This is a genomic window from Rhodococcus sp. IEGM 1306, from assembly GCF_036541985.1.
GTDB classification, from domain to species: Bacteria; Actinomycetota; Actinomycetes; order Mycobacteriales; family Mycobacteriaceae; genus Rhodococcus_F; species Rhodococcus_F qingshengii.
Genome location: NZ_JAZHFF010000001.1, coordinates 502,845 through 523,830, shown reverse-complemented (window position 1 = coordinate 523,830; position 20,986 = coordinate 502,845). Strand labels below are relative to the sequence as shown.

Annotated in this window: 22 protein-coding genes and 1 pseudogene; 8 read left to right on the top strand and 15 right to left on the bottom strand. The window is 61.8% G+C overall.

Translation table 11 applies throughout. From position 1 onward, the window contains the following. Nucleotides 1-67: 67 nt before the first annotated feature. Nucleotides 68-838, bottom strand: coding sequence for an ABC transporter permease (locus V3587_RS02630; protein ID WP_283376088.1), 771 nt, complete (start codon nt 836-838; stop codon nt 68-70). Between the two features lie 50 nt (nt 839-888). Then, nucleotides 889-1,326, bottom strand: coding sequence for a GtrA family protein (locus V3587_RS02625; RefSeq protein WP_020908979.1), 438 nt, complete (start codon nt 1,324-1,326; stop codon nt 889-891). A 141-nt stretch (nt 1,327-1,467) separates the two neighbouring features. Between V3587_RS02625 and V3587_RS02620 the strand changes: the two genes are divergently transcribed. Further along, nucleotides 1,468-2,175 (top strand): TetR/AcrR family transcriptional regulator, encoded by a 708-nt coding sequence (locus V3587_RS02620; RefSeq protein WP_007731468.1) that lies wholly within the window; start codon nt 1,468-1,470, stop codon nt 2,173-2,175. A 49-nt stretch (nt 2,176-2,224) separates the two neighbouring features. On the opposite strand, the gene V3587_RS02615 is transcribed toward V3587_RS02620, so the two are convergent. Then, the gene (locus V3587_RS02615) at nt 2,225-3,721 is read right to left on the bottom strand and encodes an MFS transporter (protein WP_003940566.1); all 1,497 of its coding nucleotides are present in this window, start codon (nt 3,719-3,721) and stop codon (nt 2,225-2,227) included. Between the two features lie 99 nt (nt 3,722-3,820). Here V3587_RS02615 and V3587_RS02610 point away from each other — a divergent pair, with 99 nt between their 5' ends. After that, nucleotides 3,821-4,480 (top strand): TetR/AcrR family transcriptional regulator, encoded by a 660-nt coding sequence (locus V3587_RS02610; protein ID WP_080712681.1) that lies wholly within the window; start codon nt 3,821-3,823, stop codon nt 4,478-4,480. A gap of 9 nt (nt 4,481-4,489) precedes the next feature. On the opposite strand, the gene V3587_RS02605 is transcribed toward V3587_RS02610, so the two are convergent. From V3587_RS02605 to V3587_RS02580, 6 genes and pseudogenes are all read right to left on the bottom strand, one after another. After that, nucleotides 4,490-4,693: a PspC domain-containing protein gene (locus tag V3587_RS02605; RefSeq protein WP_283376087.1), complete on the bottom strand. Its 204-nt coding sequence runs from the start codon at nt 4,691-4,693 to the stop codon at nt 4,490-4,492. Nucleotides 4,694-4,883: 190 nt separating this feature from the next. Beyond that, the gene (locus tag V3587_RS02600) at nt 4,884-5,732 is read right to left on the bottom strand and encodes an alpha/beta fold hydrolase (protein WP_063315824.1); all 849 of its coding nucleotides are present in this window, start codon (nt 5,730-5,732) and stop codon (nt 4,884-4,886) included. A gap of 543 nt (nt 5,733-6,275) precedes the next feature. Next, nucleotides 6,276-7,238, bottom strand: a complete 963-nt coding sequence (locus V3587_RS02595; protein WP_007731461.1) for a DUF389 domain-containing protein — start codon at nt 7,236-7,238, stop codon at nt 6,276-6,278. Nucleotides 7,239-7,413: 175 nt separating this feature from the next. Further along, a pseudogene (locus V3587_RS02590) lies at nt 7,414-7,758 on the bottom strand (transposase); the annotation flags it as partial. Between the two features lie 23 nt (nt 7,759-7,781). Further along, nucleotides 7,782-7,949 (bottom strand): hypothetical protein, encoded by a 168-nt coding sequence (locus V3587_RS02585; protein ID WP_161120079.1) that lies wholly within the window; start codon nt 7,947-7,949, stop codon nt 7,782-7,784. 155 nt (nt 7,950-8,104) lie between these two features. After that, nucleotides 8,105-8,458, bottom strand: coding sequence for a winged helix-turn-helix transcriptional regulator (locus V3587_RS02580; RefSeq protein WP_030535209.1), 354 nt, complete (start codon nt 8,456-8,458; stop codon nt 8,105-8,107). A 109-nt stretch (nt 8,459-8,567) separates the two neighbouring features. On the opposite strand from V3587_RS02580, the gene V3587_RS02575 reads away from it, so the two are divergent. The 5 genes from V3587_RS02575 to V3587_RS02555 all read left to right on the top strand — a co-directional run bounded on the left by V3587_RS02575 (nt 8,568) and on the right by V3587_RS02555 (nt 13,157). Beyond that, the gene (locus V3587_RS02575; protein WP_058226205.1) at nt 8,568-9,188 is read left to right on the top strand and encodes a malonic semialdehyde reductase; all 621 of its coding nucleotides are present in this window, start codon (nt 8,568-8,570) and stop codon (nt 9,186-9,188) included. 300 nt (nt 9,189-9,488) lie between these two features. Then, a complete protein-coding gene (locus V3587_RS02570; RefSeq protein WP_283376086.1) occupies nt 9,489-10,136 on the top strand; it encodes an ABC transporter permease in 648 nt (215 codons plus the stop codon). Further along, nucleotides 10,133-11,344: an ATP-binding cassette domain-containing protein gene (locus V3587_RS02565; RefSeq protein ID WP_007731456.1), complete on the top strand. Its 1,212-nt coding sequence runs from the start codon at nt 10,133-10,135 to the stop codon at nt 11,342-11,344. The genes V3587_RS02570 and V3587_RS02565 overlap by 4 nt, the downstream gene beginning before the upstream one ends. 2 nt (nt 11,345-11,346) lie before the next feature. Beyond that, nucleotides 11,347-12,165, top strand: coding sequence for an ABC transporter permease (locus V3587_RS02560; protein ID WP_003939758.1), 819 nt, complete (start codon nt 11,347-11,349; stop codon nt 12,163-12,165). Next, nucleotides 12,162-13,157, top strand: coding sequence for a glycine betaine ABC transporter substrate-binding protein (locus tag V3587_RS02555; protein ID WP_283376085.1), 996 nt, complete (start codon nt 12,162-12,164; stop codon nt 13,155-13,157). Before V3587_RS02560 ends, V3587_RS02555 begins: the two co-directional genes overlap by 4 nt. A 27-nt stretch (nt 13,158-13,184) precedes the next feature. Here the strand turns inward: V3587_RS02555 and V3587_RS02550 are convergent, their stop codons facing one another. Together V3587_RS02550 and V3587_RS02545 are read right to left on the bottom strand one after the other, a co-directional pair. Then, nucleotides 13,185-13,961: a trans-aconitate 2-methyltransferase gene (locus tag V3587_RS02550; protein ID WP_030535206.1), complete on the bottom strand. Its 777-nt coding sequence runs from the start codon at nt 13,959-13,961 to the stop codon at nt 13,185-13,187. 75 nt (nt 13,962-14,036) lie between these two features. After that, nucleotides 14,037-15,074, bottom strand: coding sequence for a phosphatidylinositol-specific phospholipase C domain-containing protein (locus V3587_RS02545; RefSeq protein WP_007731453.1), 1,038 nt, complete (start codon nt 15,072-15,074; stop codon nt 14,037-14,039). A 190-nt stretch (nt 15,075-15,264) separates the two neighbouring features. Here V3587_RS02545 and V3587_RS02540 point away from each other — a divergent pair, with 190 nt between their 5' ends. Further along, nucleotides 15,265-16,803 carry an acyl-CoA synthetase gene (locus V3587_RS02540; protein ID WP_058226208.1) on the top strand — a complete coding sequence of 513 codons (1,539 nt, stop codon included), beginning with the start codon at nt 15,265-15,267 and terminating at the stop codon, nt 16,801-16,803. Nucleotides 16,804-16,822: 19 nt separating this feature from the next. Here V3587_RS02540 and V3587_RS02535 read toward each other — a convergent pair whose 3' ends face one another. From V3587_RS02535 to V3587_RS02520, 4 genes are all read right to left on the bottom strand, one after another. Further along, nucleotides 16,823-17,875 (bottom strand): acyl-CoA dehydrogenase family protein, encoded by a 1,053-nt coding sequence (locus V3587_RS02535; protein WP_283376084.1) that lies wholly within the window; start codon nt 17,873-17,875, stop codon nt 16,823-16,825. Continuing rightward, on the bottom strand, nt 17,872-18,999 hold the full coding sequence (locus V3587_RS02530) for an acyl-CoA dehydrogenase family protein (protein ID WP_283376083.1): 1,128 nt from the start codon (nt 18,997-18,999) through the stop codon (nt 17,872-17,874). Before V3587_RS02530 ends, V3587_RS02535 begins: the two co-directional genes overlap by 4 nt. A gap of 58 nt (nt 19,000-19,057) precedes the next feature. Then, entirely contained in the window at nt 19,058-20,206 is a 1,149-nt protein-coding gene (locus V3587_RS02525; protein WP_174519474.1) for a TetR/AcrR family transcriptional regulator, read from the bottom strand. A 122-nt stretch (nt 20,207-20,328) separates the two neighbouring features. Beyond that, nucleotides 20,329-20,883 (bottom strand): TetR/AcrR family transcriptional regulator, encoded by a 555-nt coding sequence (locus tag V3587_RS02520; protein ID WP_007731448.1) that lies wholly within the window; start codon nt 20,881-20,883, stop codon nt 20,329-20,331. Between the last annotated feature and the right edge of the window lie 103 nt (nt 20,884-20,986).

Here is a 20,986-nt window from a genome sequence, read left to right as displayed (position 1 = left end):
AGGGCAATGATCACCCTCGCGGCAAACACCCCCGATCTTCCCGGCCGCGTCCTTCGCAGCGACAAGATCAACGAACTCGCGCAGGCCTGACAGCTTGACCTCGAAAGACGAAACCGCGGGCGACGAGTTCCAACGCCACGGTCACCGAGCAAGTTTGTGCCAACAACAACCCTGCCAATACAAGAATTTGCACAGCACCGGCCTGAACGGCCGATCCCGTCGCGAGCAACACACCGACAAAGGCTCCGGGCAATGTCACGAGGCCGACGGTGCGCGTCTGGTCGACTCCAGGCAGCAGAGCATCGGAGGCAGCGGTGCGGGCTACCTCCCACCGCGCATCTCGTTGGGAAAATCCAAGGCTCAGTGCTGCTTCCACTTCCCCGTACCGGTCGTCGACGGCGTCGAGTCCGCGTTTGGCTGCCATCGATGTTGCAGTCATCGCGCCACCCAGAACAATGCCGCCGATCGGCACCAGAGCGACGCCTTGCAGCGGAACCACTCCGGACAGCAGCATCAGTGGCAGAACCACACCGATTCCCGACGCCAACGCGATGGTCAGCCAAACTCCGGACGTCCCCGCGTTCGAGCGTCGTGCCGCGGTGAAAGACGCTGCAACGAACATGCCGACGAGCACGAGGAGCGCCGACCAGATGTGGGCCAAGGCGGCGGCAAGGATCAACGAAATCGCAGCCAGCTGAAGAGCGCCACGAGCGAGGGCACCGGGGACCACCCGAACGCTACCGAGATAGGTGAATCGGTAGACGAGCGTGGCGACAAGTGCCATGACGATGCAGAGCACAGCCAGACGGATGCCGGAGTCGGCTATCGAAAGGCTCATGGGTCTCAGTGTTCCCTACGAGCCGAGTCCGATCCGAATTCGAGAACCGCTCAGAACACCCAACCGCGAAGGGCGACGAATCGCAGGCCACCGACAATTCCGCTCACGGCGATCACAAGCCCGGCTTGAAGAAGCCCGTCGGCGCCTGGGAGAAGGAAGCCGAGCGCACTGATGGCGGCAGAACTGGCGATCAACCCGACCAGTGCGAGTCCACCGCCTTCCCACTGCGCGGTGAACCAGTTGACGCGATCCGCGGCGTGGAAGGTGAGCCGGCGATGCAGCTCATTGGCCAGAATGGTGCTCAAGACCGCACCAACTGCGTTGGCGACCAGCGCTCCGTCACCGCGCAGCGCCAGAAAAGCGGCAAAGTACAAGATGTTGCTGGCTCCGCCGACGAGGGCAAAACGAACGAGCTGAGCAAAGGCGCCGTCGCCGGCAAGGGCGCGAAGCCTCGTTGCCGCGAAACCTGCACTCCGCGTACCCACCATCGAGATCGGATTGCTCCCGACCCAGATGTCAGACGTGCTCATATCGGCTTCTCTCATACGGACAATCGGAACCACACGTTCCGCTTAGTAATATAGCACTAACGGAATCGATCATTCCGCTTAGTGCCGTAGACTGTGAGGATGCCGACAACACACCCCGACGCTTCTCATGCGGGGACCTCGGCCGACTGCTCACAGCCGCGCCTTCGGTCCGACGCCAAGGCCAACCTCGAGCGCATCCTCAACTCCGCTCGCGAGGTGTTCGCTGCCCAAGGACTCGACGCCACGCTGGCGGACGTCGCGAAGCACGCCGGCGTCGGCGTCGGCACCGTCTATCGCCGGTTCGCCAGCAAGGACGAACTGATCCAGGCACTGTTCGACACGCGGTGTTCCGAGATCGAAACGATCGCCGCCACCGCCCGAGAGATGCCCGACGCCTGGGAAGGTCTTGTCTACTTTCTCGACGTGATCTCTCTGCGCATGGCAGACAACCGCGGATTCGGCGATCTCCTGATGGACGGACGCTTCACGTCCGACACCTTCGCTCGCGCGCGCGCCGGGATCGCTCGACACACTGCGGTACTTGTCAATCGAGCCAAGGAACAGGGCACCCTGCGCAGCGACTTCGAAGTCAACGACATTCCGCTTCTCATGCAGGTCGTCAAGATGGCCCAGAAGTTCGGTGGCGACGAGGCCCCTCAGGCTTACCGCCGCGCACTCGGGTTCATGATCGACGGACTCTGCGCGTCCCGCACCGACCATCGGGAACTGCCCGTGCCGGCGCTGTCCTCCGAGCAACTCGATCACGTCCTTCATCGGTTTCAGGCAACGCCCGGGAAGAACTGCTGAGTCGATTTCGGGGTCGACGCCATTGCGGCGTCGACCCCGAAATTTGCTGTCAGTGGGCGATTACCGGTTCACCTTCCGGCGAATCCGGAAGCAGTCCACTCCGAAGAACCAGTCCGGTCAAGACCGCACCGACCGCGAATATGCCTGCGGCCCAATAGAACGTCGTGGTGTAACTCTCGACGGCGGCCTGCGCCTGAGTCAGCGGATTCATCTCGCGGCCCACCAGGTAGTTGGTAGAAGCCGAGGCGGCAATCGTGCTGAGCAGTGCAGTTCCGATCGAGCCGCCCACCTGCTGCATCGTGTTGACCGTGGCAGATGCGACGCCGGCATCTTCGTGATGCACGCCTGAAGTTGCTCCCTGCATCGACGGGGCGAAAATGCTGCCCATGCCGAGTCCGGTGACGACGAGCCCCGGCAGAATGTGTACTGCATAGGTGCTGTCCACGGAAATCTGGGCCAGCAGCGTCATTCCGATCGCCGCGATGACCATTCCGCTCACGATCAGCACTCGCGGACCGACGCGCGGCAGCAAAACCGCTGTCGAAAGCGTTGCCGCTGTCACGATTCCGAACACCATCGGCATGAATGCGAGGCCGGTCATGATCGGGCTGTACCCGAGGATCAGCTGCATGTAGTACGTCAGGAACAGGAAGACTGCGAACATGCCTGCGCCGGAAAGGAAGATCGCCAGGTACGAGCCAGCCCGGATTCGGTCGAGGACCACCCGCAGCGGAAGAAGTGGGTGCTCGGACTTGGTCTGCCAGTAGATGAACGCCGCCATGAACACGACGCCGGCAACGAGCCACGAGATAGTGGGAGTTGCACTCCACCCGTCCGACTCGGCCTTCGAGAATCCGAAGACGATGCTGAACAAGCTGATCGACACCAGGATCGTTCCGGGGATGTCGAGTTTGGGTCGCGAGTCACTGGTGTGCGGCGCGAGCAACAGGACTGCTCCGACCAGAGCGATCGCCGCGAAGAAGAGATTCACGAAGAGGCACCAGCGCCAGTCGACCCACTCGGTGAGTGCGCCGCCGAGCAGCAGTCCGATGGCGCCACCACCGCCGGCAACGGCACCGAAGATACCGAACGCCTTGGCACGCTCACCTGGATCCGTGAATGTCACTGACAGCAGCGACAGGGCTGCCGGGGCAAGGAGCGCACCGAATACGCCTTGGCCGGCACGAGCGGCAACAAGCATTTCGAAGTTGACGGCTGCGCCACCGATGGCGGAAGCGACTGCGAAGCCGATCAGGCCGACGATGAAAGTTCGCCTGCGCCCGAACAAGTCGCTCAATCGACCGCCGAGTAGCAGCAAACTGCCGAACGCCAATGCGTATGCCGTGATGATCCACTGGCGGTCCGAATCACCGAACTCCAGTGAGCGTTGCGCAGCAGGCAGCGCGATGTTGACGATGGTGGCATCCAAGACCACCATCAGCTGCGCAATTCCCAGAACCGCGAGAACCAGCCACCGCTTTGCGTGGTTGTCCCCTGAAGGCGCTGAGGACTGCTCGAATTCAGTCCGTTCAGCAATGTCTGACATAGTCCCTCGCCCAACCTATGCGGAGATGGCTTCTCCGGTTAGCAAAAACGCTACACCAAAACGGAGAGGCTGTCTCCACTTGGCGGGTAGAGTGGGGACATGAGTACCGCAATGGAGCGCCCCCTTCGCGCCGATGCTGCACGTAATCGGCAGTTGATCATCGACGCCGCACGTGAATTGTTCGCCGAAGAAGGGATCGACGTCACACTCGACGACGTCGCCCGGCGCGCGGGGGTCGGCGTCGGAACGGTCTATCGGCGGTTCGCCAGCAAAGAAGAATTGATCGACGGAGTCTTCCAGCAGAACTTCGCCGACATGGCAGCGGCCGCGGACGCGTCACTTGCCAATCCGGATCCGTGGGACGGACTTGTCACCTTTGCCGAATTCGCCTGCAGCCGTATGTCGGTCAACCGCGGACTCAAAGACGTCCTGAACGGAACCGACGAGGGATGCGAGCAAGTCGCATGCCAACGATCCATCATCGAACCGTCGGTCGAGAGGATCTTCTACCGGGCCCAGGAGGCCGGGATGCTGCGCACCGACGCCGTACCGACGGACCTGTTCGGCCTCATCTTCATGGTGGGCGCAGTCACCGAATTTGCTCAGCCCGTCAACCCGACCGTGTGGCGTCGATACCTCTCGGTAATGCTCGACGGCCTACGCACGGAGGGCTTGCACCGTGACGCACTGCCCCTTCCTCCACTGAGTTCGGAGGAATTGCACGAGGCCAAGCAATGCCTGAAAGACCGCCGCCGTTGAGCGGTTCGGTCAGATCCGCTCACGAGGAATGAAAATCCACATCACGATGTAGATCAGAAATTGCGGGCCGGGCAGCAGGCACGAGAGTACGAACAGCAAGCGGACAGTCGACGACTTCCAACCGAAGTACCGAGCGATTCCGGCGCACACCCCACCGAACATTGCTCCCGAGCGGGCGCGGGTGAGCTTGCGGGTATTCATCGGGGAGGTCATGTGTTGTTTCCTTTCAACGGAACTCGCGGTTCATCCGCGTCGACCTCCACTATCCGCTGCCGATCCACCTGTGCGCATCAGGCCATGGACCCATCTTTTCCGACGCGGTGTGTCCTCAGGTACGAGTCCGTCCCCGCGTCGGACTCAGGGTTCTCCCCCACACCCCGGCCTCGGACCTCAGCCTCGCACCTCAGCAGGGAAACATGCGTCGAAGCCGTTTCGGAGCCGCAAAAGGTTGCCAGTTGTCGACGTCCTGCGCCAGACGATCGGCAACGGTCCACAACGCCGACGGGTTGTGGGTCAACCCCATGTGACTGCCTTGCACCGCAATGCTTTCCGACAGGCCTGCCGAGGTTTCACAGCACGCTTGCCATGGAACGATACCGTCGTGCCTGGAGTAGACCGACGTGGCGGGAACAGAAATAGGCGATCCCTGTTCGGATTCGATGCCGTCTACCGGAGGCAGTATCGCGTGATTGCCGGACAAACGAGCGTAGAGAGATCCGACTCTCGTCTGCTCCAGACTGGTGAGACCGAAAGGACTTCCGAGTGTCACTACTTGACGCACCGAATCCGGCAGGTCCCTCGCCAGCTTTCGAGCGTAGATACCGCCCAGACTCCAGCCGATCACCGACACCTTCTGCTCGTATCGATCTGCTACCTCGGCCAATGCGGCAGGCAGTCCGTCGACCACCGTCGCCGTCGGACCGGTGTTCAGACCCAGATTCCAACCGTGAACCCGGTAGCCGAGAAAGCTCAAGTATGTCCTCAAGGCGAGAGTCGAAACGTCCGAAGTCAGCAATCCGGGGAGAACGAGGACCGGATGCCCGTCCCCACGCGGCGATCGAAGCAACCACGGAGCCGCGAGAAGCAGTGAAGCGATGTCGACCAGTCCGCGCGTCGGCTCGCTCAGACACATCGCCAAGGATGGTGGCCCCGGAACGAGTGGGTCGACTTCACGAATCAGCGTCGATCGCTGCGCCCAATCGAATTCGGTCTCCGCGAAATCGATCGCCGGGACTTCCGCAACTACGGACACCTGAACTCCTGTCGGCCGGTGCCCTCGTCGGGGCGTGTGGTGGGGCGGTTCCGCGAGCTGTGTGCTCAACCCGCGGAACCTTGTCCTCATCCACCACCGGTAGCGAACCAGGACCCGTTCTGCCCACAGATTCGTGACCAAAGGCCTCTCGACCACACGAACACTGTGTGATCCAGAACACTAGTTTTGGTTACGTTGCATCTACGTTGCGTAGATGTTTCGTCGCTACCAAGGAGAAGCTCGACAAGTCTTGTCAAGCACTGCGGCAGGCCGTTTCCTCCGGCAGAGCCGTCGGCGCTGCAGGTCCGAAGGGTCTGAGTGAAGTCACGCGGCCAATCGGTTTCGGCTCGATTGATCCCCTTTTCCAGTCGCTGCAACCAGCCTGGAAGCCATGATCGGTACAGACAGCGGTACCCAGATCCGACAGTTCGCATGCCGGATCTGTTTGTCGCGGCGTTTGTCGGCGCAGACATTCCCACCGATCCGCAAGACAGCTGTCAGCCTGAAGCCTCGAAAGTCCAGTTCCGGCAGTGGGTCAGGCGCCTACGGCGATGTGCCAGGCCTGGCGTCCCGGCGCGTGACTGATTTCCATTGGCGACCGGATCGGGGCAACGAGAACAGCAGCAGCACAACTACTCCAGCGAGCACGATACCGATCAGATTGACACCGAGCTGAGCCAGCGAACTCAGCACGACATTCCACTTACCTGCGAAGACCGCAACGACCGCCAATCCCGCAGCTGGCACCGTCGTCACCGAGATGAACACCCCCACCAGGACCGTAGAGGTAGAGGTGACCGTTGCCAGCATGCCAGCCGCTCCCGCCAGCAGTGCTACCACCAGTGAGAACGGCCCCACCTCGTAGATGAAGTCGAATGCGCGGGCGTTCTCGACATCGCCGATTCCGACCCAGCCCAGACGAATCCACAGCATGGTAGCCAGGCCGGTGAGGGCCATCGCGGCCGGAAACGAGATCGCGAGGGTACGAATCGAATTTCGCACGAGATCTTTGTCTCGACGTACCAGACCCACTGAAAGCGCTGCCAGCGGCCGGAACTCCGGCCCCACCACCATTGCACCGACCAGGGTCAGCGGCGACGCCGTGGCAACACCGACTGCCGAGAGCAAAAACGCGATCACCAGGAAGGCCAGGAACGCCGGAGTCAGTCGGGCACCTTCGCGCACCTGACCGAGCAACTGCTCCCACACCACTGTCTCGTCGGGTCTTCTCGGGGCCGCAGTGTCCGCCCGTTCTGCGGAGAAGGACAGCATGGTTCCCGCCGGCTCGAACGAAATACCGCCAGCCCTCACCAGGTCCAGAGCAGTCAACGCGGCAAGCACGTCGTTCGCGCATGCGCGGGCTACATCGGCCTCGATCACATCTCCCGGCGGATCGACAGCGGCTCTGAGTGCGAGTGTCACATGAGTAGCCCCAGGTTCGGCGGCCAACATGTTCAGCACATCTCCGGTCCGCTCACTCGGCGAGATGACACGCAAATGCAGCACAGTTCTGTCTCCTTCAGCCGGCGGTGGCCTCGGGTGCAGGCAGCATCGACGGCCGGTCTATCACCGGAAACCATAGCGGGCTCGGACATGTCTCAACACCGTGGATTCTCAGCGCTACGAGCCACACTCCCCCGGCGCACATACATCTACCGCACTGCGTTAGTCGCTAGGGCGCTCACGCAGCCGCGACGGTAGTCGGTCCAAGTTGATAGATCGCGTTATCGCGGAGGAGCGCCCACCACACGTTCAGTCTCCGCCTCCCAACGCAAGAACCGCCTGCGTATGACACTGCCCCTCGGCCCGTTTGCGGGTACAAAAAGCCTACGACTGAGCGTTGTGCCGGATACTGTGCTGCGCGGACAGATAGAAGGCCCGCAACAGCCTGCGGTCGTACCTGCGCGGCCGGCGCAGATTTCCACTGACTCGGCCCGAATCTCGCGGCACAGGCGCTAGACCCTGAGATGCCGGCCAATCTGTCTGCGCTTCCGAACGCAGACACGTCACCACCCGTGGCGGCGACATCTGCCCAGCCACCCGCACCAACTATACGTTTGCGGCCTCGACCGCGGCGTCGTCAATCCGAGAGGCGTTGTATGCCTTCTTGTTCCGGAACCACACTTCCGACTTCGTCCGGCCGAATTTTCGAAGTCCGTCAGGCGATTGATAGGTCGAGTCGTCGAGAACACCGGGCGGCCGTTCTCCTTCAGCCATGCGAACAGCAGCACAAAAAGAGCCATACCCGGCGTCCCCAGGCAGCCCCGAACCGACAAATGTTCGGCCAGTATCGCCCGGGAAAAACGGTAAGGAAATAACAACTGGCAGAAACAGGACCCGCGCAGTCGCTGAACTGCCGTTCGAGCTAGCGCTCAGTTCGAGCAACTCTCGGGTGGCAGATTTTCGGCGGCCCACGTTGTCAGTTCACTGAGAGCGGGGAGCAGCGCCTGCCCCGACGCTGTGAGTTCGTACTCCACGGCGATGGGCGGACCTGCATCGACGCTCCTCGTCACCAGGCCTGCCCCTGTCAACTCCGTCAGGCGTTCCGAGAGCACCGAATCACTGATCCCGCCCACCGCGCGCTTGAGTTCGGAGAATCCCGCCGGCCCGTTCAGCAGCGTGCCGAGAATGACGCCGTTCCACCGTTTGCCCAGGAAGCCGAACGCGCGGGCCAGAGCCCCGTCACATGCGCGGGGCTCGTGTCCCGCTTCGCTCTTGCTTGCCACCCCACCATCCTAGCCACAGTGCTAACGTATCCGTAGGCACTATTTTTTTACTAGCAACTAGCTTTACCGGGTGATGCTCGGTCGAGCTACCACGGAACGGAAACCCCCGATGTCTCTCGACGCAGCCACCCCATTCACCGCCCAGCAACTCGACGAAGCCGGCCGTGAACTCCTCTTCACTGCGGCTCGCACCGCCAACTCCTTCTCGAACGAACCTGTGACCGACGACGAACTGACTGCAATCTGGAAGCTCGCGAAGTGGGCACCGACCGCGGCCAACACCAATCCGCTACGTGTGCTGTTCGTCCGTACCGAGGAGGGCAAAGCACGCCTCGTCGAGCACATGGCAGACGGCAACAAAGCCAAGACCGAGGCTGCTCCTGCAGTTGCCGTTCTGGCGGTGGACACCGAGTTCTACAAGCACATCCCCAACCTGTTCCCCATTCGCCCGGAGATGAAGGACTACTTCGAATCCGACGAGGCCGCCGCCAGTTCGACGAGTCGGTTCAATGCCGCACTTCAGGCCGGCTACGTGATCCTCGCGATTCGCGCACAGGGTCTGGTCGCCGGCCCGATGGCCGGGTTCGACGCCGACGGCATCGACGGCGAATTCTTCACAGACGGACGTTTCAAGACGATCCTCGTGGTGAACATCGGCCATCCCGGTGAGAACCCCTGGTTCGATCGTCTGCCGCGCCTCTCCGATGAGGATGCGCTCAGCTGGGCCTGAGGCCAATTCGGACAAATCAAGCAATGCGGGAGAGTTCTGCGGAACTCTCCCGCTTTGCCATCTCCAGCGCGTTTCAACTCTGCTCGCAGTGGGTACATACCCGCGTCTCGCAAAATCTCACGTCCAGAACAACATCCGACACGCTGCAATCGGAATTAGTTGCAGTATCTCAGTTTTTGGACGACAGTCGAGGGAAACCCCTCGGCCTACGGAGGCTGCGGGGAAAGCCCTTGTGCGCCGGTCGGTGTCGAGGGAAGACGTTCGAGCGAGCAGAAGTCCGAAGAAAGTGGGTTCGGAAATATGGGCGCCCTATGGGATTTTGTCGTTGCACGACGACAACAATTGATGACCGACTCGTACCTACATGTTTCAGCAGTTATCCAGTCCGTGATCATCGCGACGATTGCCGCCGTGATCATCGGTATTCTCGTCTACCGGAGCCCGGCGGGATCCTCCATCGCTACGGCGTTGGCCAGCACGATCCTGACGGTTCCTTCATTCGCCCTCCTCGGACTGCTCATTCCGATTCTCGGTCTCGGCGTCGCTCCCACGATCACCGCGTTGATCTTGTATGCCCTGCTCCCGATCATTCGGAACACGATCATCGGTCTGGATGCAGTCAACCCGGCGATCACGGACGCAGCCCACGGTGTCGGAATGAATCGCATGCACGTACTGAGTCGAATCGAGCTACCGATCGCGTGGCCGTCGATCCTCACCGGCATGCGGGTCAGTACACAGATGCTCATGGGCATCCTCGCCATCGCGGCGTACGCCAAAGGTCCTGGTCTGGGAAACCTGATCTTCTCCGGACTCTCGCGTGTCGGTAGCCCGAATGCTGTTCCGCAAGCGCTGGTCGGCACCGTACTGATCGTCATTCTCGCTCTGATTCTCGACGGAATCTACGTCGTCATCGGTCGTCTCACTACTTCGAAGGGGCTGCAATGACTGAAACCATTCCGTCTGACGTATCCACAGATCAGAAGGTATCCGGGGTCGAGATCGTCCTGGAGTCCGTCACCAAGCGGTACCCGGGCCAGAAAGCTGCAGCGGTGGACAATGTTTCGCTGACTGTTCCGGCCGGTGAAATCGTGGTCTTCGTCGGACCTTCGGGTTGCGGCAAGACGACGACGATGCGCATGATCAACCGCCTGATCGAACCTACCTCCGGCAAGATCACCATCGACGGCAAGGACGCGCTGTCGATCGACCCGGACAAGCTCCGCCGTGGCATCGGGTACTCGATCCAGCAGGCAGGCTTGTTCCCGCACTTCACGATTGCGAAGAACGTCGCGACTGTCCCGGGTCTGATCGGTTGGGACAAGAAACGTATCGCAGCGCGCACCGACGAGATGCTCGACCTCGTAGGCCTCGATCCCGATACCTATCGCGACCGCTACCCTCGCCAATTGTCCGGCGGGCAGCAACAGCGTGTGGGCGTGGCGCGGGCGCTGGCTGCCGATCCTCCGGTGCTGTTGATGGACGAACCTTTCGGTGCCGTCGATCCGATCACCCGCGGCCTGCTCCAGGACGAACTGATGCGTCTGCAGTCGGAGTTGGGTAAGACCATTGTCTTCGTCACGCACGATTTCAACGAGGCAGTCAAACTCGGTGACCGTATTGCCGTGCTGGGCAATCAGTCCAGCATCATGCAGTACGACACTCCGGAAGCGATTCTCGCCAATCCCGCAAACGACATGGTCGCCGGATTTGTCGGGGCGGACGCCTCGCTCAAGCAGCTGACCCTGACACGCGTGCGCCAGATCAAACTCAAGCAGTGCCTCACCGCCCGCGAAACCGATTCGGTCGATGATTTGAGAACCGCACTCGCAGCGCGTAAGTGGAAGTGGGCCCTGATTCTCGATCAGCGCGGACGGCCGCTTCGCTGGGTCTCGCCCGGCCACCTCGCCCATGCGTCGACTCTTCGAGGTGTCGGTAACGAGATCGGCGAAGCCGTGTCCATCCAGTCCACCCTGCAGGATGCGTTGGAAGCTCTTCTCGCAGAGAGCAATGCGTCCACCGTGGTCACCGGACGGCGTGGCGAGTACGTCGGTCTCATCACCATCGACACACTGGTCAGCCATCTCTCCGAAATGCGCGAGGAGCATGCGCACGACCACGACGAAGAGCCAGACACCGAGAACGTCGAGGGTTGAACATGACTGCCACGACAGAGGAGCGCGTCTCCGCGCCTGAGATGGAACCGGACGCCCCCGATCTGGGTGCGGCCGAGAACGCCGCCACGCGCCGTGCGGAACGGATGCGACTGTATGTCCAGCCGGTCATCGTCCTGATCCTGGTTGCGGGCGTGTTGATCTGGGCATTCAGCCGAGATCTCAACGCGACGCAGAAGGCGAGCATCAACCTCGACAACATCGTCACTCTGACCTGGCAGCACGTACTGATCACCGCCGCCGTGGTCATCATCGTCGTCGCCATCGCGGTTCCACTCGGAACCCTGCTGACCAGGCCGAAATTCACCCGCCTGGCACCGTTCTTCGTGGGAATAGCCAACATCGGAGCCGCAGCGCCTGCCATCGGCCTGCTCGTGCTGTTCTATCTCGCGACAAGAACGACCGGCTTCTGGATCGGCGTGTTTCCCATTGCGTTCTATTCGTTGCTTCCGGTGCTGCGCAACACCATCCTCGGCTACCAGCAAGTGGACAAGACCTTGATCGATGCGGGGCGCGGGCAGGGAATGTCTTCGCTCACGGTCCTACGTCAACTCGAGTTCCCGATGGCCGTCCCGTACATCCTTGCAGGACTGCGTACTTCGCTCGTTCTGGCCGTCGGTACCGCGACGCTGTGCTTCCTGGTCAGTGCCGGCGGACTCGGCATTCTGATCGACACCGGATACAAGCTCCGCGACAACGTCACCCTCGTTGTCGGTGCCGTACTGGCGGTGTCGTTGGCCTTGCTGATCGACTGGCTCGGCGCGCTCGCCGAAACCTATCTCGGGCCCAAGGGATTGCGATGACCAAGACTTCGATCACCAGAACGTGGGGCTGGAAACTCGCGGTTGCCACGATCGGCCTCACACTTGTCGCTTCGTGTGGTCTCGAGTCCGGTGGCGCACTGCCCCTGGCCGTCGGCCCCGGCAGCATCGAGCCGGTTCCGGAGCTCGAGGGTGTGAAGATGACCGTCGGCTCCAAGGACTTCACCGAGCAGATCGTGCTCGGGTACGTCATCGAATTCGCGATGGCCGCTGCGGGCGCGGATGTTCGAGACCTCACGAACATCCAGGGCTCGAACAGCACCCGTGACGCACAGTTGAACGGCCAGATCGATCTTGCGTACGAATACACCGGAACCGGCTGGATCAACTACCTCGGCAACGAGACACCGCTTCCCGATTCGCAGGCGCAGTTCGAGGCCGTCCGCGATGCGGACCTTGCTGCGAACGACATGGTGTGGACCGATCCGGCGCCGATGAACAATACGTATGCATTGGCGATGAGCAAGGAGACCGCTGAGAAGACCGGTGTCAAGACCGTTTCCGACTACGCGAAGTTGGTCGAATCCGATCCCGGAGCTGCGGTGACGTGCGTCGAGACCGAGTTCAACGTCCGCCAGGACGGATATCCCGGCCTGGCAGCGAAATACGGTTTCGACGCCTCTCGTGCCCAACGCCAGATCCTGCAGACCGGCATCATCTACCAGGCGACAGCCGATGGCGATCAGTGCAAGTTCGGCGAGGTGTTCACCACCGACGGTCGCATCATCGCACTCGATCTCGTTCTGCTCGACGACGATCTCCAGTTCTTCCCGAACTACAATCCGGCACTGGTGATGAAAAAGGACTTCGCGGAAGCACATCCGCAGGTAGCAGAAGTCATGGCACCGATCTCGGAGCGACTGACCAACGAGGTGATGACCGAGCTCAACCGGCAGGTCGACGTCGACGGCAAGGAGCCGGCGGACGTGGCCCGCGACTGGCTGGTCTCGGAAGGCTTTGTCTCGGCGCAGTGATCGGCTGACCGCAACCCAGCCGAGTAGTTACCGTTTGCGTCCGACGCAGAACACCCGCCGGAACGGAAAGAGCGTTCCGGCGGCTGTTGCGGGGTAGGCCTCCCTCAGCAGATCGGAATACTGACGCTCGAACTCCGGAGCGTCAGCTTCGCCGAGAACGTCGAGCACGGGCCGTAACCCCGTCCCCCGTACCCATCCGAGCACCGGGTCGGCACCTGCCAGCACGTGTACGTACGTCGTCTCCCAGGCGTCGACGTCGAATCCGTGTTCCTGGAGACGCTGCGCGTACTGAACTGGACTGTCGACGCCTTCCGGGCCGCGTAGGACGCCACCCAGTCGCTCACTCCATTCCGCTGATTCCGCGAGATCTCGCATGAGCGCATGGGACGGAGCATCGAAGTTACCCGGCACCTGCCACGCGAGCCACGATCCGGATTCCAGGGTGTCCGCCCACTGGTCGATCAGCTCGCGATGGCTCGGAACCCACTGCAATGCAGCGTTACTGACGACCACGTCGTAACCGGTGGCGTCGAAGGACATGATGTCCCCCAACTCGACGGTGACGTTTCCCGGTAGGTCTGTAGGGGCCTGCGCGACCATTTCGGGAGACGAGTCGAATCCGGATACCGAGGCGTCCGGCCATCTTTCCCCGAGCATCGCGGTCAGGGTGCCTGATCCGCAGCCGAGGTCGGCTACCCGCGTCGGGTCTTCGGTGGCCACCCGAGACACCAGGTCCACGAACGGGCGTGACCGCTCACCCGAATAGCGGCCGTAGACTTCGGGATTCCACGTGACAGTGCGCATGAACCCATCCTGCACCCTGTTCCTGAGAATTGCCGCCCGTCAGATCTCGCTCTTCACGATCCGGCCATTCGAAAATCACCGACGCGGCACCACGGTGGACAGTACGTTCGGCAACCTCGACCAGTCCGCGGTGATGTAACTTGCGTGCTGCCCGGCCAACAGGTCGAGACGCTCGCTCGCCTCGGTTTCGGTGGCATGGGTTCCGTCGATCTGCGGAGCGACCTTGTGCGCGTCGGTCATGACGAGCAGGTAGCCGCGATCGTGGTACCAACTCGGATCCACGACTCCGGCGGTGTAGTCGAGAGCGTCGCCGTCGAAAATCACGAACCACGGACGGATCCCCGGGTCGGTATAGCGGTCGAGACGTGGGTCTCCCGGTGATGCACGGTGAACAGCGGGAAAGGCGGCGCCGAGTTCGACGAGCCCGGCGGAGGACAGATCTCGCAGGTGCGTCGCATACTGCCGGTCCGTCCACTCCGTATCGAGAGGGTTTCCCTCCTCGATCGTTCCCGGTATCAACTCGAACAGAAATTTCCCGGTCATTTCGGAATTGCTCGGCCATCCACGCTCGGTGACGGCGGCATCCGGGGTGGAGTAGGACTCCCCCATCAAATCGGCCGGCGTGAAAACCGCGTCTCCGAGTGTCCCGAGAATCAGGGCGTCGAGATCCGCGGGCCCACGTCCGTACCCGGCAGTGAACCCGTCCTTGATTTCCAACTTGATCATCACCGGCGGGTGCTCGGGATTGGCCTCGTGCCACGCCCGCATATCTGCCAGGCATCCACGGAATCCCTGATCTCGTAGACCGCTTCGCAACCCGGATGCGTCCTGAGCGCCGACGCAGTTGCTCTCGCTCGCCACCGGATTCATGTGCGACACACGCCAGTCCGGACCGCCCCCGTTGGTCCACAGGTCCAGCTCGAGCAACGACGCCCCGGAATCCAAAGCGTCGGCGAAGTACGGAAACGTCGCCTTCTCGTAGGAATTGTGGACCCCGACTGACGTGGTCTCGGAAAACGAGCGCACTTGGTTCGTAGTCGTTTCGGCGCCGGCAGAGGGCGCCGAGACGACCGCCACGAACGCACTCATACCGGCTACCAGGATTGCTCGCATGTTCGACACTCTCGCAGAAATCACCCCACGGCAGGATGGAATCGTCAGAGTTAACTGGACAATCGTCTAGATTGCACCGGAGTGGGGCATGATTTCAGGCGGTGGGTGAGGGCAATTGTCAGGCCAATAGCATCAGTGCCGGAACTGATCCGAGTCAGAGCACTCGCCGCACACTCGCAGGAGGAATCGCATGCAGCTGACTCAATTCGTTCACCGATCCCTACGAGCGTCGCCCGAAGCGGTGATGACGATCTCCGATGGCCGAGTGCGCACGTCTCGCGAATCGGTCGACCGGATCAAGAGGCTCGCGGGCGGGCTGCAGACGTTAGGCCTGCACACCGGTGACAGAGTCGCGATCTTGGCATCGAACTCCGACTACTACCACGAGGCGCTCCTGGCCTGCTGGTGGTTCGGAGCAGTGGCCAGTCCGGTCAATTCTCGCTGGAGCACGGCGGAAATCAGGTACGCCCTGGAAGATTCAGGGTCGACGGTATTACTCGTGGACGAGAATTTTGCTTCCGTCGGATCTACCCTTCGCGAGGCGTGTCCAGGCCTGACCACTGTCGTCTACTGCGGCAACGACCGAGTTCCGGACGGAATGCTCGACTACGAACAGGTGATCGCGGAGGCGATTCCGGTCGACGATCTGCGCGTCGGCGGCGACACGCTTGCACTACTCCTCTACACCGGCGGGACCACCGGAGTGCCGAAGGGCGTGATGATCAGCCATCAAGCGCTGATGACCTCGGCGCTGGGCACTCTCGCGGCAGGCGGCGTGGCAATCAGCAACGGAACGAACCTCGCGGTGAACCCTCTGTTTCACATTGCCGGGATAGTCGGATGGTTGGCTCAGTCGCTGATGGGTGGAACTCAGGTCTTCGTACCGAACTTCAGCCCACGGACGTTCCTCGAGGCCGTGGACCGCTATCGCCCGACAACCGTGGGTCTGGTGCCGACAATGCTCCAGATGTTGGTCGCCCACAAAAACGAAACGGGCGAAGACGCAACCACCTACGATCTGTCCAGCGTCAGGATCCTGAGATACGGCGCCTCGCCCATATCTCCGACGCTTCTCGCGCAGGTCATGCAAATGTTCCCCAACAGTTCCTTCGCTCAGGGCTACGGGATGACTGAAACCGCGCACATCAGCATGCTGAGTCCAGCCGATCACCTCGAAGGTGGTGATCTCCTCCGCAGCGCTGGTCGCGCGCTCCCTCATTGCGAACTGAAAATCGTCGACCCGGCCGGCTCGGAACTCCCACCCGGCAAGGTGGGCGAAATCGTCACGTTCGGCAGCCACGTCATGCTCGGATACTGGAACAAACCGAAGGAGACCGCAGAAGTGCTCCGCAGCGGGTGGATGCATACCGGCGACGCCGGATACCTCGACGCCCGCGGTTACCTGTTCATCGTCGATCGCATCAAGGACATGATCGTCACCGGTGGCGAGAACGTCTACTCCACCGAGGTCGAAAACGCTCTGGCACAACACGAATCCGTCGCGGCCTGTTCCGTGATCGGTCTGCCCGATGCCCAGTGGGGCGAGCGTGTCCATGCCGTGGTCGTCCTTCGGCATGGTTTCGACGCCGACGCCGACGAACTGCGCGCTCACGTGAAAACGCTGATAGCCGGATACAAATCTCCGCGCACCTTCCAATTCGTCGATGCATTGCCGCTGTCGGCAGCAGGCAAGGTGCTGAAGCGCGATCTTCGTTGCAACGCAACGTAATCCTTTACGACGGTCAGGATTACAGCTTCAATGTCGGTTCTGGGTCGGTGATCAAGCGGTGCAGTGACGGCGACGCCGCTACGGCCTCTCCTAGTTGCGTCGCACTCGCGACTTCGTCGCCGAACTCCGATCGCCAGGCGTGCAGTCGACGCGTCAGTTGTTGCAATCGGTATTCGCGGGTCATTCCGATTGCACCGTGTGCCTGGTGGGCGGCGCGGACGCTCACGAGCGCATTCTGCGAAACCACCAATTTGGTTGCGCTCACTTCGAAGTCGGCGTCGCCTCTGATGAGTGCATGTGCAGTGCGATCGACGGCCAGCGTGGACATCGAAGCCATCTGAGCAAGCGTCACGATATGCTGCTGGACTGCTTGAAACTGCGCGACGGGCCTACCGAATTGCACCCGGTCGGACACATAGCGCCGGGTCAACGTCGACGCCGACTCCATCGCTCCCGACATCTGCACCGAGCGCAAGAACGCGCCGAGCTTGCTGAGAATCCGGGCATCGACCGGGTTGTCGCCGTCAATGGTCCGCGCTTCGGAGAACGTCAGGCTCTCACGCGGTTGCCCCGCAAGATCCGTCCCGCCACCGATCTCGGCGTCGGAGATGTCAAGGAGTACGACGCGATCACCGAGAACTGCTGCCAGCACTGATGCGGCACTACCCCACGGCACGTCGTGAAAGGTTCCCGACAGGAAACCGTCGTCGGTCCGGCGCACATCGTCGCGCGGCGAACCCGGGGCGACCGTTGCGATTCCGGAGGGCACGGGTAACCCGCCCGCCGTTGCCAGCCTGCCCGCGAGGTACGTCTCGGCGAGCGGCAGCGGCGCAGCGTGCCTCGCCGCCGCGCGCTGGACAGTCACGGCGTCGAGGAGCGAGCCACCGGAACCACCAACCGATTCGGGAAGACCGACCAGAGGTAACCCTAGTTCGACTGCCGCGCTCCATAATCCGGCGGGCAGACCGCCGATCTCCGCCCGCGCTACCACCTCGGTGCCGGACTTCTCGGCGAAAAATTGCTCGACCATCGATTCGAGGTCAGCGTCGAATGTGTTCGACCCCGAATTCATCGGTCCAACCCTTTCATGATCACGGTGCGGAGAATTTCGTTGGTACCGCCGCGAATCGACCACGACGGCGCCACCAGCACGGCCCGGGCGAGCAGCGACTCGTACGGATCGTCGGATGCAAGGTCCGGAGCCCGGCCGAGGTGCCGCGCGACGGTCGCAACACAGTCCTGTTCGAAGCGTGTTGCCATCTCCTTGATCAGCGCGGCCTCCGTGACCGGCGAGCGACCGGCGTCGACCATCCGTGCGATGGACAGCGACATCCCGCGAAAAGCCCAGCAGCGTGCGGTAATCGAGCCCAGATCGGCGAGGGCAGCTGGACCGCCTTGCGCTGCTTGGTTGGCCGCGAAGTTCTCGAGGACCGGCATCAGCGACATCCAACGGTCGACGCCACCTCGCTCGAGTGCGAGTTCACCGGTGTTTTGTCCCCAGCCCGCTCCGACGTCTCCGAGGCGACGCGAATCCGGCACGAAAACATCCTGGAACGACACCTCGCAGAAGTCCTCACTACCGTCGATGAACGGAATGGGTGAGACGGTCAGGCCCTCGCTGTCGCGATCGACGATCAGCTGAGTGAGTCCGTTGTGCTTGTCTGCCGAGGTTCGAAGCAGGGCGAGTATGTGTGTGGAATGGAAGGCGCCGGTGGTCCAGATCTTGGTGCCGTTGACTTTCCAGCCACCATCGACACGTTCGGCGCGAGTGCGCACCGATGCCAGGTCCGAACCCGAGTCGGGCTCACTCATCCCGATCGAGAACGAGAACTCACCGCTCGCGATACCGGGAAGGAAGTACCGCTTCTGTTCTTCCGTGCCGTTGGCGGCGATGCTCGGACCCGATTGTCTGTCTCCGATCCAGTGATAGCCGACCGGCGCTCCCCGCGCGAGAAGTTCTTCGACGACGACCAATCGATCCACTGCTGACCGTCCGCCCCCGCCGTATTCCTTCGGCAGCGACATGCCGAGCCACCCACGTCGACCCAGATCTCGCGAGAACACCGGATCCACCGCCCCGGCCATCCCGAGTCCGAGCGAGTAGGTACCGGGGGTGAGTCGCTTGTCGAGGTACTCCCGCACTTCAGCCTGAAGAGCAAGCTCCTCGATCGTCAGTTCTGTTGCGTCGAAACGCATGACGCCTCCGATCAGTTTCGTGAGTCGATCCGCCGCCCGTGGCGCTTACCCGAATTTTTCATGCGCCCAGCAGCAGGGCGCAGCCGATCTCGAAGAGTCTGTCCGACAGGTCGTCGCGACGGCGAAGCCGGCCGATTCGGACGGCGTTCTCCACAACTGTCAAAGTGGCATTGACGGTGATCCTGGCGGTGGCGGACTCGAGGCCCGGACGGACTTCTTCGAGCATCTTGACCCATAGCGCGACGTACTCACGTTGATTCTGTTCACACGTGCGGCGGAACTTGTCCGGTAATTGGTCGAGTTCGCTGATCAACAACCCGATCAAATGACGCTCGTTGATCGCGAAATCGATATGTGCGGCAAGCAATCCGGACAGCGCGTCCTCCGGGCCGGTTGCGGTGCCGAGAGCCTGCGCAACGCCGAGCCGGCGACGCTCGCCGCCCCTCGAGACCGCGGAGATCAGCAGGTCGATCTTGGCATCGAAGTGGTTGTACACATTCGGGCCTGTCGTTCCTGCAGCCTCACCGATGTCCTCGGTATTGACTGCCTGATATCCACGCTCGTCGAACAGCCGAATTGCTTCGGTCAACAAGAGTTCACGTCTGGGTATCACAACGGGCAGGTGACCTGTTGCCGCCACGACTTTCACTTCTGAACGACCCAGTTCCGTGTAGGCAGCGCGGTCTGCCAACTCGACAAGCAGCAGTTCCATCTGACGCCTCGGCAAGGACACTCGATGCGAAGACACACTGTTGAAGACTGCGATGACAGCCCAGGCGAGCAGATAGCTGTCTTCTTCGTCGAGGTCGGGACGCTCAATTCGGATCAGCACTGCATCGCGCGAAGCTGCACTCTTGAGGGTCGAACGCATTTCCTCACGTTGCTCGTCAGGCAGATAGCGTGCCTCTCGCTGCCACAGGAGCGACAGACCCCGACGTTTGGACACCGATGCCGCAAGTTCGGTGATCAGTGTTTTCAGATCCTCGGCACCTGCGACCCGATCGTAGAGCGATTCGATGCCTGCGTTGACCGCGGCGTAGAGGAGATCCGGCTTGTTCTTGAAGTGCCGATAGAGCGCAGGTGCCGTGATTCCCACTGCAGCAGCCACCTGAGCGACAGACACGTTGTGATAACCGTGCTCACGGAAAAGCTCACCTGCAGCCGCAAGAATCTGCTGCTTACGGTCGCGGGGCCTGCGTACGACCATCGTGACTCTCTCCTTCGCGGCAGCGGACAAGCTCAGAGTACCGAGCCGAGGAATGAAGCAATGAACCGAACCGTCTACAGCAGCGACGATCCGATGCACCGTTAACGAACACGGAATCCCGCTCAGGAGTAGATGAACGACTCGACCATCCCTCGTTCGGCGGCCCTGTCTGCAAGAGGCCACGCCAACAGCATCAACACGATCCGAACCACCCACTGCGACTCTTGACCTTCAGGATCCAATCCTGCAAGTTCCAGTGCAGTACGCGGGAGCAACGGCGAGGACACGAGATACTCGTCGATTCCGTTGGCCCGCGCTGCCGCAAGGCCGTGGCTCATGGCAGCGTCGGATCTGATCGCGTCGACGGCGACGAGGATCGACTCCACGATGCGCTCGTCGCCGTGCAGTGATTCGACGGCAGTCGCGACCTGGCTCGCCACGGATGCCGCGCCTCGTGACAACAACCCCTCGCGGATCGCGGACTTGCCACCTACGTAGCGGTAGAGCGTTGCCCTCGAACAGCCTGCGCGGGCAGCGACGTCGTCGGCGTTGAACCGATCGAATCCCTGTTCTCGAATCAGCTCTGCCGCAGCCGCGAAGATGCGCTCGGTTGCGAGTTCACGGCGGTTACCGCCGGCCAACCAGTCGGCGGCGCGGCGCTCGTTTGCACCGGTCACTCTCCGTCACCTCGTCTCACTCTGAGACAGATTCAGTCAGAAATCTCAAGGCTACGGAAGGCCGCGAGCCTCTGACCTGGGAGAAGTACGAGGGGGTTGAAGT